The 11,591-nt window shown below is 76.7% G+C and carries 7 protein-coding genes; 3 read left to right on the top strand and 4 right to left on the bottom strand.

Annotated features, from left to right (window positions below; genetic code table 11):
• On the bottom strand, positions 1-5,061 hold a 5,061-nt coding region (locus KBB57_RS17070), incomplete at its 3' end, for an MBG domain-containing protein (protein ID WP_290752768.1).
• A gap of 225 nt (positions 5,062-5,286) precedes the next feature.
• On the opposite strand from KBB57_RS17070, the gene KBB57_RS17065 reads away from it, so the two are divergent.
• The 3 genes from KBB57_RS17065 (at position 5,287) to KBB57_RS17055 (ending at position 8,033) form a co-directional block, all read left to right on the top strand.
• Positions 5,287-6,024 (top strand): serine protease, encoded by a 738-nt coding sequence (locus KBB57_RS17065; RefSeq protein ID WP_290752765.1) that lies wholly within the window; start codon positions 5,287-5,289, stop codon positions 6,022-6,024.
• Between the two features lie 52 nt (positions 6,025-6,076).
• Positions 6,077-7,276 carry an FAD-dependent monooxygenase gene (locus KBB57_RS17060; RefSeq protein ID WP_290752763.1) on the top strand — a complete coding sequence of 400 codons (1,200 nt, stop codon included), beginning with the start codon at positions 6,077-6,079 and terminating at the stop codon, positions 7,274-7,276.
• 73 nt (positions 7,277-7,349) lie between these two features.
• Positions 7,350-8,033, top strand: a complete 684-nt coding sequence (locus KBB57_RS17055; protein WP_290752761.1) for a TerC family protein — start codon at positions 7,350-7,352, stop codon at positions 8,031-8,033.
• Here KBB57_RS17055 and KBB57_RS17050 read toward each other — a convergent pair.
• The 3 genes from KBB57_RS17050 to KBB57_RS17040 are packed head-to-tail and all read right to left on the bottom strand — an operon-like array spanning position 8,027 to position 11,588.
• Complete coding sequence (locus KBB57_RS17050) at positions 8,027-9,478, bottom strand: exopolysaccharide biosynthesis polyprenyl glycosylphosphotransferase (RefSeq protein ID WP_290752758.1); 1,452 nt, start codon at positions 9,476-9,478, stop codon at positions 8,027-8,029. The two genes, KBB57_RS17055 and KBB57_RS17050, sit on opposite strands and share 7 nt — an antisense overlap.
• Positions 9,479-9,531: 53 nt before the next feature.
• A complete protein-coding gene (locus KBB57_RS17045; RefSeq protein WP_290752756.1) occupies positions 9,532-10,467 on the bottom strand; it encodes a hypothetical protein in 936 nt (311 codons plus the stop codon).
• A 14-nt stretch (positions 10,468-10,481) separates the two neighbouring features.
• Entirely contained in the window at positions 10,482-11,588 is a 1,107-nt protein-coding gene (locus KBB57_RS17040) for a primosomal protein N' (replication factor Y) - superfamily II helicase (RefSeq protein ID WP_290752753.1), read from the bottom strand.
• Positions 11,589-11,591: the final 3 nt, after the last annotated feature.

Here is an 11,591-nt window from a genome sequence, read left to right as displayed (position 1 = left end):
GGGGTTGCGCGCGCCCTGGAGGCGGGCGGGGTCGTTCGCCGTCACGGTGGGGGGGGCCGGGGTGACGGTGAGGGTCGCGGTGGTCTCGGGGAGGACGTAGTTGCGGGCGTGGAGCGTGCCGGTGGTGATCGTGTAGGTCCCGGCGCCGCTCGCCGCGGCGGCGGTGGTGGCGGGGGCGCCGGAGATCGCCTCCGCGCCCTGGCCGAGGACGAAGCCGGTGGCGGTCCAGCCGAGGTCCGGGGTGGCGGCGCCGTAGCTGCGGTCCTGGTCGTGGAGGGTGAGCGAGAGGCGGACGGGGTCGATGGTCAGCCGGCCGGGCAGGTATTCCACGGCGTAGTTCGCGCTGGCGACGCCGCCGGGGGTGAGGGCGTAGACGCCGACGTCGCTGGTCCGCGTCGCGGTGGTGGCGACGGCGGGATGCCAGCCGAGCGCGGCGGCGCTCTGGCCGGGGGCGAAGGGGTCGAGGTAGCTGACGTCGAAGCGCGGGTTGGCGGCGCCGTAGGGGCGGCTTGCATCGTTGGCGCGGACGCGCATCCGGGCGGGGTCGATGGTCAGCGTGCCGGGCCGTGCGGCGATGAGGTAGTTCTCGGCGGCGAGGGTGCCTTTGCCGATCTCGTAGGCGCCGACGTTGGAGGTGGCGGCGCCGCGGGTGGCGAGGGCGCCGGTGAGGACGTCGGCGGTCTGGCCGAGGACGAAGCCCGAGGCGGTGAAGGCGCGGCGGTCGAGGGCGGCCGAGCCGTAGCTGCGCGACTGGTCGGCGATGGCGATCGTGAGGGTGGCCGGGTCGATGGCGAGGGTCCCGGGGTCGCTGGAGATCAGGTAGTTGGCGGCGGCGAGGGTGCCCTGGACGATACCGTAGTCGCCGACGTCGGAGGCTTGGGTCGCCTCGGTGTGGAGCGCGCCGGTGAGGACGCTCTTGTCCTGGCCGAGGACGAAGCCGGTGGCGGTGAAGGCGCGGGCGTCGAAGGCGGCGGAGCCGTAGGTGCGGGACTGGTCGGCGATGCTGACGGTCAGGCGGGCGGGGTCGATGGTCAGCGCGCCCGGGTCGGCGGCGACGATGTAATTGGCGGCGGCGAGGGTGCCCTTGCCGATGGCGTAGGCGCCGACGTTGGAGGACGCGGTGGCGTCGGTGGCGAGGGCGCCGGTGAGGACGCTGGCGTCCTGCCCCAGCACGTAGCCGGAGGCAGTGAAGGCGCGGGCGTCGAAGGTCGCCGAGCCGTAGGTGCGGGACTGGTCGGCGATGGTCACCGTGAGGCGGGCGGGGTCGATGGTGAGCGTGCCGGGGTCGGCGGCGAGGACGTAGTTGGCGGCGGCGAGGGCGCCTTTGCCGATGGCGTAGGCGCCGACGTTGGAGGACGCGGTGGCGTCGGCGGCTAGGGCCCCGGTGAGGACGCTCTTGTCCTGGCCGAGGACGAAGCCCGTTGCCGTGAAGGCGCGGCCGTCGAAGGCGGACGAGCCGTAGGTGCGGGACTGGTCGGCGATGGTCAGGGTGAGGCGGGCGGGGTCGATGGTGAGCGTGCCGGGGTTGGCGGTGAGGATGTAGTTGGCGGCGGCGAGCGTGCCCTTGCCGATGGCGTAGGCGCCGACGTTGGAGGTGGTGGTGGCGTCGGTGGCGAGGGCGCCGGTGAGGACGCTGGCGTCTTGCCCCAGCACGAAGCCGGTGGCGGTGAAGGCGCGGGCGTCGAAGGCGGCGGAGCCGTAGGTGCGGGACTGGTCGGCGATGGTCAGGGTCAGGCAGGCGGGGTCGATCTCCAGCACGCCGCCGTCGATGGTGAGGACGTAGTTGCCGGAGGTGAGGCCGGCGCCCGTGATCCCGTAGCGGCCCACGTTGGAAGATGACGTCGCGTCGGTGGCGAGGGCGCCGGCGATGACGGACTTGTCCTGGCCGAGGACGAGGCCGGTCACCGAGAAGCCGCGCTCGTCGAACGCCGCCGAGCCGTAGGTGCGGGACTGGCCGGCGATGTGGACCTGCGCCGTGGCCGGGTCGATGGTCAGCGTGCCGGCGACGTAGCTGATGTCGTAGTTGCCGCTCGCGAGGCCCGAGGCGGTAACGCCGTAGAGGCCGACGTCGCTCGTCCGCGTCGCGTCCGAGGCGAAGGCGAGCCGGCCGCCGAGGGCGCCGCCGTTCTCGTCGTTGACGAAGCCCTCGTACTCGACGCTGAAGGCCGGGTCGCCGCCGCCATAGGCGCGCCGGGCGTCGCGGGTCGTCACCGTCAGCGGCGCGCGGCCCACGGCGACCCTGCCGGGCACGGTCACCAGCCGGTAGCCCTGCGCCGAGGCGACGGCGGCGACGTCGAGGGCGTAGGGCGTCCCCGAGGCCGGCGCCCAGGGGCTCGCCCCGGCGCTCGACGCGACGGGCGCGCCGTCGAGCGCCACGGCGAGGCTGTCGCCGGGGCGGAGGCCCGCGACGCCGTAGCCGGTCACGCCCCAGCCGAGCGGCAGGTTCTCGCCATAGGTCTTCTCGAAGGTCCCGCCGGTCAGCGTCAGGGTCGGCCGCTCGCCGTAGACGATGCGGTCGCCGTCGAAGCCGAGCTCGAGCGGCGCGTCGACCTCGTAGCTGCGGCCGTAGAGGTCGAAGTCGCGCGGCCCGGGCGCCGGGCCGTCGAGCCCGTCGAAGCGGTCGACGTAGAGGAGCCAGCGCCCCTCGGGGTCGTCGAGCGCGAAGGCGTCCGCGCCCGAAGCCGACTGGTTCAGGAACTGCGCCCCCGCGGCGACGATGATCGCGTCCCCCCAGCCGGCGGCGGCGAGCGTGCCGCGCTGGCCGAGGCGGACGCCGGCGATGGTCTCCAGGGTGATCTGCGAGGCGGAGACCGGCGCGTCGATGTCGATCCGCCCGGTGGAGTTCGGCTTCGGCAGGGTGGGGATCAGGTCGACCGCGAAGGGCTCGGTCGAGTCGTAGCGCGAGGCGGCGCCGCCGGGCGCGGCGGGGCGGAAGGTGAAGCCGGCGTCGGGGAGCAGGCTGAACTGCGGCTGGAAGCCGGCGGCGATCGCGCCCGCGATCACCACCTCGCCGCCGTTGTTGCCGCCCGTGCCGGAGCGCACCGGGCCGTTCCAGACCTGCCGCTCGCCGAGGAGGGTCAGCGTCGCGCCGTCGGTCGCCTGGATGCGGCCCTGGTCGCCGAGGCCGTTCGTCACCTCGATCAGGTCGGCGTTCATCTCGATCGAGCCGCCGGCGCCGGCGACCACCTCGGCGAAGGCGTTGCCGGCGGAGCCGCCGCGGATGCGGATCGTGGGCGCGTCGAGCCGGAGGTCGGAGGCGTCGCCGCTGCGCCCGAGGCGCACCCAGCGGCCGCCCGAGGCGCCGCCCTGCAGCACGATCTCGTCGCCCGCCACCACGTCGACGCCGCCGGAGGCGGAGAAGGCCTGCACGCCCGAGGGCTGGGCGTTCAGCCGCTCCAGCCGCACGTCGCCCCGGGTCGCCTCGAGCCGCAGCGCGCCGGTGTTGGTCGAGACCACCCGGGCGCCGCCGCCCGAGCCGATCGTCACGTCGCCCTTGCGCGCGAGCAGCGTCAGCCCGCCCGAGCCGGTCGCCTGGAGGTTGGCGGAGACCAGCACCGAGCCGTCGGCGTCGAGCGTCAGGTCGCCGGCGCCGCTCCAGCTCACCCCGCTCGCCACGGTGATGTCGCCGTTCTGCGAGAAGGCGGGCTGGAAGGTGGTGACGGTGACGTCGCCGCCGCCGTTCAGCGTCGAGACGATCGCGCCGGCGTCGATGTAGTAGGGCCCGGAGCCGGTCGCGCCCGGGTTGGTCACGCCGGCGCCGGCCGTCTCGCCCGCGCCGGAGACGATCATCACGTCGCGGGGGTCGAGGAGCCAGGTCCCGTTCAGCCCGACCTCGACGGCGGCGGCGTCGCCGACGGAGAGCGCCGCGGCGCCGGAGGTCTCGACCGAGCCGCCGGAGGCCGCCCCGCCGGCGCGGATGGCGCCGTGGAAGTCGGTGAGGCCGTCCGACCAGAGCGTCACCTCGCCGCCGGCCCCCGTGCCGCCGGTCGCGTCGATGCGCGCGCCCGCGGCGACGGCGACGCCCTCGGCCCGGCGCAGCGCGCCGGCGCCGTGGCGGTCGCCGCCGAGGCGGATGCGCCCGCCGGCGCCGCCGCCCGAGGCGTCGATGCGGGCGGCCGCGCCCAGCTCGATGCGGGCGCCGGTGGCGGCGACGTCGCCGCCGCGTGCGGCGCCGGCGGCGTCGATGGCGCCGCTGATGCGCACCGCGCCGGCGCCGCGGCCGACCAGCTCGACGACGCCGCCGTCGCCGGTGGCGGAGGCGGCGCGGATGAGGCCGGTGGTGTTGATCGCGGCGTCGAGCGCCTTCGCCGCCGCGCCGGCGGTGAGGAGCACGCGGCCGCCGCCGACGTCGATCACGCCCGGGTTGGCGACGCCGGGGGCCGTGCCGGCCGCGTCGCCCTCGACGGCGATGCGGAACACCCCGTCGCCGGCGAGGTCGAGGGTGGTGCGCGCCCCGGAGGCGAGCGCCACGGTGCCGCGGTCGGCCATGATGACGCCGGAGTTCTCGACCGAGCCGCCGACCAGCGCCGCGAGGCCCTTCTCGCCGACGGTGATGCGGCCCTCGTTGGCGACGCGCGCGCCCGCCGTCTCGCCGCCGCCGATGACGAGGCGCCCGTCCTTCTGGAAGCGGGCGGCGTCGATGTCCTGGCTCGCCGCGACGAGGCCGCCCACGTCGACGCGGGCGCCGCGGGTGAAGAGGACGCCTGCGCCGTTCTGGATGACCACCGTGCCGGGCGCGCGGACCGCGCCCTCGATGACGCTGCGGCCGCCGCCCCTGGCGACGCGGTTGAGCGTCGCCGCCTTGCGGCCCGGCTGGTCGAAGGTCACCGTGTGGTCGCGGCTGACGTCGAAGCGCTTCCAGTCGACGATGGCGCGGCGCGAGGTCTGGCGGATGGTGGTGCGGCCGGCGGAGGTGGCGATGGTCGCCTTGCCGCGCGCCACGGCGCCGCCTTGCGGGCCTTCCGCCGCCGCCGGCGCGCCGAGCGCCAGCACCGAGGCGCTGACGAGAAGCACCGCGCGGAGCGGGGCCTGGAGACGTGCGGGGGCGGAAGGCTTGCGCATGCGGGGATCTCTCTCAATCGGAACGCGAGCGTGTCCGCAGCGCTGCGGCCTTCACGCGTAATCAACCTAAAATTGAATCACGTTTATCTCTAAATGGTTAACGGGGGTTAACGTTGTGCTTTATTTACGGATGGCGGGGGCGTTAGGCGTGCGGAAAGGCGGGGGATCCTACGTTGTTCCCGGGTGGCGTCGGTCGGGGGACCGGCGCGCGGGTGGGAGCGGCGGATGGGGTTCCGGTCGGGAGCCGTCGGCGCGGGCATGGGCCTGCGGCCGGGGCGGCGGTGGGTTCTTCTGGGGGCGATCGCCATCGCCGCCTGTGTCTGGGCGGGGGCGCAGGCGCGGCCGTCGCCGGGGCCGATCGACCATCATGCGACGGTGCGCAACGGCGACGTCATGGGCTCGGCCTTCCTGATCGCGCCCGGCGTCGCGCTGACCAACGCCCATGTGGTCGCGGGGCTCGCGCCCGGCGCGCCGCTGGCGCTGGCCGCGCAGGGCGGGGCGGTCACGGCGCGGCTCGTGGCGGTCAGCGGGCGGATGGATCTCGCGGTGCTGCGCGTGCCCGGGGGGCTCGTCGCGCCGGTGGCGGCGGACGACGCCGACGGGCGGAGCGGGCTCGCGGTGCGCGCCGCGGGCGTGGATGCGAGCGGCGGGCCGGAGGCGGGCGCGCGGCTGGAGCTCGCCGGCGCGGTGACGAGCCCGCGCACGGCGCTGCGCGCCTACGGGCCGGGGATGATCGTCCACATGCCCGGGGTGCGTCCGGGGTTCTCCGGGGGGCCGGTGCTCGACGGGCAGGGGCGGCTCGTCGGCATGATCGCCGCGATCCGGACCAGCCGCTCGGCCGGTCTCGCCGCCGCCTCGGGCCTTGCGCCCGGGCGGGCGCGGCTGGCCGACGAGGCCTTCGTGCTGCGCGCCGGCGAGATTCGCCGCGAGGCGGCGCGGCTTCTGGCCGCCGCGGGAGATTGAGCCCGCGCCCCCCGGCCGGCTAGGCTCGCGCCGTGGCCGGGGAGGACGGGGAATGGCGGAGATCGCGGTGATCGGCGGCGGGGTGGGCGGGCTTGCGGCCGCCGTCGCGCTGGCGCGGCGCGGGCTCGAGGTCGCCGTCCACGAGCAGGCCGCGGCGCTCGCCGAGGTCGGGGCCGGGCTCCAGCTCGCGCCGAACGCCGTCGCGGTGCTGGAGGCGCTCGGCCTGCGCGACGCCGTCGAGGCGGTCGCCGCCACGCCGGAGGCGGTCGAGTTGCGCGACGGCCTGAGCGGGCGGAGCGTCGCGCGGCTGCCGCTCGGCGCGGCCTGCGTGGCGCGCTACGGCCGGCCCTACTGGCATGTCCACCGCGCCGACCTGCTCGCCGCGCTCGCCGCCGGCGCCGCCGAGGCCGGCGTGACGCTCCGCCTCGGCAGCCGGGTGACGGAGGTCACGGACGCCGGCGACCGCGTCCGGGTCCGGCTCGCCGGCGGCGCCGAGGAGAAGGCCGCGGTCGCCGCCGCCGCCGACGGGGTCCGCTCCGGCCTGCGCGCCGCGCATTTCGGCGGGGCCGCCCCGCGCTTCACCGGCAACGTCGCCTGGCGGGCCCTCGTGCCGGCCGCGCGCCTCGCCGCGCCGCCGCTGCCGCGCGCGGCCACGGTGTTCATGGGGCCGCGCCGCCACCTCGTCGCCTATCCGCTGCGCAAGGGCGCGCTCTGGAACCTTGTCGCCGTCGAGGAGCGCGCCGCCTGGACCGAGGAGGGCTGGAGCGCGCCCGGCGACGCGCAGGCGCTGCGCCGCGCCTTCGCCGGCTGGGCCGAGCCCGTCCCCACGCTGCTGGCCGCGGTCTCCGACTGCTTCCTCTGGGGCCTCTTCGACCACCCGCGCCTGCCGGCCTGGGCGCGCGGCCGGCTCGCGCTGCTCGGCGACGCCTGCCACCCGATGACGCCGTTCCTCGCGCAGGGCGCGACCATGGCGCTCGAGGACGCCTGGGTGCTGGCCGACGCGCTCGCCGCCCGGCGCGACGACCCCGCCGCCGGGCTCGCCGCCTACGAGGACCGCCGCATCGCCCGCGCCTCGCGCGTCCAGGCCGCCGCCGGCCGCTCCGGCCGGGCCTTCCACCTCGCCAACCCGGCGCTCCGCGCCGCCGCCCATGCCGGCCTCGCGGCCGTCGCGCGCCTCGCCCCCGACCGGCTCGCCGGCCGCCTCGACTGGCTCTGGGGCGCGAACGTCGTCGGCCCGGGGGCCACGGACTGAGCGGCCATCGGGTCTGGCGACCCCCGCCCGGGCCTGCTAACGGAGAAGTGTTCGCCGCCCGGAGACGCAAGAAATGTTCGATCCCGCCATGTGGAGCGCCTTCTTCCAGGTCATCATGATCGACCTCGTCCTCGCGGGGGACAACGCCGTGGTGATCGGCATGGCCGCGGCCGGGCTCAGCGTCGAGCACCGCCGCAAGGCCATCCTGATCGGCATCGGCGCCGCCACGGTCATGCGCATCTGCTTCGCGCTGATCGCGACGAAGCTCCTCGCCATCACCGGCCTGCTCCTCGCCGGCGGCCTGCTGCTGCTCTGGGTGTGCTGGAAGATGTACGAGGAGCTGCGCGCCTCGCATCAGGAGGCGGAAGGGGTCGAGGCGCTCGTCGACGCCGACCTGAACGCGGACGGCACGATCGCCGGCGGCGCGCCGCGCAAGACCCTGCGCCAGGCGGTCATCCAGATCGTCGTCGCCGACGTCTCGATGTCGCTGGACAACGTCCTCGCCGTCGCCGGCGCCGCGCACGAGCACCCGACCGTCCTCGTCATGGGCCTCGCGCTCTCGGTCGTGCTGATGGGCGTCGCCGCCTCCTGGATCGCCGGCCTGCTCAACAAGCACCGCTGGATCGGCTGGGCCGGCCTCCTCGTGATCCTCTACGTCGCGGTCACCATGATCTACCACGGCTGGCACGACATCGCCGAGCGCCGCGCCGCCGCCGAGGCCCCGGCGCCCGCCCCGGCCGCCGCGCCGGCTCAGTAGGCGCCCGCGCTGTCCGCCAGCCGGAACGGCGTCGCGGCGAGGATCCGCAGGTCGAGCCACAGCGACCAGTTCTCGATGTAGAAGAGGTCGAGCTCCACCCGCCGGCGCAGCGCCGCCGGATCCTCGATCCCGCCGCGCGCCCCGTGGATCTGCGCCCAGCCGGTGATCCCCGGCCGCACCTTGTGGCGCGCCGCGTAGCCGTCGACGATGGCCTCGAAGGCCTCCTGCCGGGCCGAGACCGCGCCGACGACGTGCGGCCGCGGCCCGACCAGCGACAGATCCCCGGTCAGCACGTTGAGGAGCTGCGGCAGCTCGTCGATCGACCAGCGCCGGATGAAGCGGCCGACCCGGGTCACCCGCGGATCGCCCTCGGTCACCACGTTGCGCGCCGCCGGGTCGCAGTCCTCCGCCCGCATCGAGCGGAACTTCCACACCTCGACCGGCCGGTGGTTGTAGCCGTGCCGCTGCTGGCGGAACAGCGCCGGCCCGGGCGTGTCGAGCCGGATCGCCGCCGCGGTCGCCAGCATCGCCGGCGCGAGGAGGACCAGCGCCACGGCGGCGCCGACCACGTCGAGCGCCCGCTTCGCCAGCCGCTGCGGCGCGCGCAGCGGCCGCGACATCAGCGCGACGAGCCCGCCCGCCGGCGCCGCGCCCGCGCGCCGCGGCAGCGAGGGATCGCCGGCGAAGTCCCAGAGGCGGACGTCGACGGGCAGCACCTCGACGGCCTTCAGCACCTCGCGGATGCGCCGCTCCGCCGCGAGCGGCAGCGTGACGACCAGCATGTCGATCTCGGCCGCCCGCACGAAGCCGACGAGGTCGGCGACCGTGCCGAGCTTCGGCACGCCGCGGATCGCCGCCGGCGAGCGGCTGTCGTCGCGGTCGTCGAAGACGCCGCAGATCCGGATGTCCGCCCCGGCCGCCGCCAGCGCCTCCATCGCCGCGACGCCGCGGGCGCCGCCGCCGACCAGCGCCGCCCGCCGCTCGGTCAGCCCGAAGTCGAGCGCCGCGCCGGCGATCGCCGCCCCGAGCCCCCGCGCCGGCAGCGCCAGCCCCGCGGCCAGCGCCGCGCCGGGAGCGCCGCCGCCGGCGAGCCACGCGCCGGCGGCGGCGAGGCTGGCCGGCGCGAGGGCGCCGCGGGCGAATCGTCGCAGCCGCGCCAGACGGTAGCCGCCGGAGAGCGCCACCGCCGCGACGACGGCGAGCCCGACGGCGACCGCGGCCGCGGCGGCGCGGAGCGGCGCCTCGCCCGCGAGCGCCAGCCCGCCCCATGTCCCGATCGCCGCCGCCGCGGCGTCGAGCCCGGCCCCGACGCCCGCGACCGCGGCCGGGGCCAGCGATGCCCGCCGCAGCCCGGCCGCGACGGCCAGCGCGCCCTCGGAGAGGGCGGGCGCCCCGCCGGAGGGCGGCGCGGCTTCGGGCGGGGGCGGGCGGCGCGCGGGTTGCATCGCCGCCTGCATGGCCGGGACAGGTTAAGAACGCCCCCACGCGGGGGCTGGCGTCACCGCGTGCAGGCGGCCAGCGCGGCGCGGATCGCCTTGGTCGAGCCGCGGAGCGACAGCACGCCCTGCTCCTCGCCGTCGAGCTTCACCCGCGCCGAGCTGTCGCGCCCGGAGAGCAGCCCGACCAGCGGCCGGTCGGCGAGCTCGATCACCAGCGCGCCGCCGGCCCCGTCCTCGCGCCGCGCCGTGCTCGAGGCGCTGCCGCCGGAGAACACGAACTCGATCTGCGCCGTCGCCGCCGGGAACGGCGCGTCGAGGCTCGCCGCCAGCCAGGGCTGCCCGGAGAGGCAGAAGATGGCGATGGTCGAGAGCGCCCCAGGCGCGGCGGTGACCGCAACCTCGGCGCCGTCGGCGGCGCGGCGCAGCGACCAGCCCTCGGCGACCGGGGCGGCCAGCGCCGCGGCCGCGGCCGCGGGCGAGGGCTCGGCCGTGGCTGTCGGGGCGGCCTCCTCGGTAGCGGCGGGGTCGACGGGCGTCGGCGCGGGCGGCGCGGTGAAGACCTTGCGCTCGCGGCAGGTCTCGGCGCCGGAGGCCGAGCCCGGGCAGTCGCCGCCGTGGCGGTCGAGCATCAGCCCGACCTCGCTGCCGACCGCGTCGATCGACCAGCCCTGCGCATAGTCCGACCATTCCTGCCGCAGCCCCTCGGCCCCGGCGATCCACACCGAGACCGGGCATCCCGCCGAGCCGCAGAACGCCGACCAGGCGTTGGCGCATTCGATCCCGGCGAGGTCGACGACGTAGTCGGGCGTCCCGTCGCCGGTCAGGTCGACCGGCGTGGCGAAGGCCGGCCCCACCCGTGGCGTGCCGCCCATCGCGGCGCATTCTGCGGATCGCTCCGCGGCGAAGGCGGCGATCGGCGCGGGCAACGCCGGGGTCTGGGCCTGGGCCGCGCCGGCGAGGGCGAGGCAGGCGACGGCGAGGGCGGGGCGATGCACGGGCGGTCTCCGGGTCACGAGTTCAGCGAAATCTGCAGGGCCGCGAGCGCGAGGGCAATGGCCAGCGCGAGGGCGACGGCGAGCACGATCTTGATCGTCGAGTAGGGCCGCTCCCCCTCCACGGCGCCGGTGCGGCCGTTGACCACGAAGCGGAAGGTGCGGCCGCGGTAGCGGAAGGCGGCGAGCCAGACCGGCAGCAGGATGTGCTTGAAGGTCAGCGCGCCCACCCGGGTGTCGAGCCCGGTCACCTGCTGCTGGTCGCCGCCGATGTCGCGGCGGACGTCGGCGACGATCGTCTCGTTCATGATCTGCCTGGCCTCGCCGTAGCCGTCCTCGACGCCGCGAGTGTAGGCCTCGGCGCGGAAGCCGGCGAGGAAGCGCGGGTCGTAGGGGGCGAGGGCCGAGAGGTCCCAGGGGGCGACCGCGTCGGCGTAGCGCTTGGGCAGGCCGGTGGAGGCCAGCACCAGCACGTCGTCGAAGCGCCGCCGCACCCGGCCGCGGGCGGGGGACCAGTCGACGCGGGCCACCTGCTGCGGCTGCATGGCGCGGCGGCCGTTGACCACCACGGCGACGTGGCGGGTCTCGTGGCGGACCACGCCGCGGCGGCCGGTGTAGTCGGTCTCGGTGTCGGCGTCGTAGGTCCAGTAGGGCGCGTAGACCCCGGTCATCCGCCGCTCGGCGCGGGCGTAGGCGGTGAGGTCCGAGGGCGCGAACCACAGCCGGCCCAGCCACTTCGCCATGGCGGCGTGCGCCTCGGGCTCGGAGACGAGGAAGGAGAGCTGGGCCTGCGGCTTGATGTGGCGGCTGACCCCGGTGTCCGTCACCAGCGGCGCGGCGCAGAACGGGCATTCCCTGGCGTGGAGCGCGGCGTCGAACTCGATCTCGGCGCCGCAGCTCCCGCAGCGGGCGACGCGGGTCTCCTCCATCGCGCCGGGCGGCAGGGCGCGTTCGGTGACGGCGCGCAGGTCGAGCTCGGGGATGGCGCTCGCCCGCACGTCGATCGGCTCCTGATGCCCGCAATGCGGGCAGAGCAGGCCCTGGCTCGGCGGGTCGAAGCGCAGCTCCGAGCCGCAGGACGGGCAGGGGAAGCGCCGCTCGCCGGCGGCGGCGGGCGCGTCCATGCC

Origin of the sequence: Amaricoccus sp. (genome assembly GCF_017993425.1) — a bacterium.
GTDB lineage: Bacteria > Pseudomonadota > Alphaproteobacteria > Rhodobacterales > Rhodobacteraceae > Amaricoccus.
This window is presented reverse-complemented; position numbering and strand designations above follow the sequence as displayed.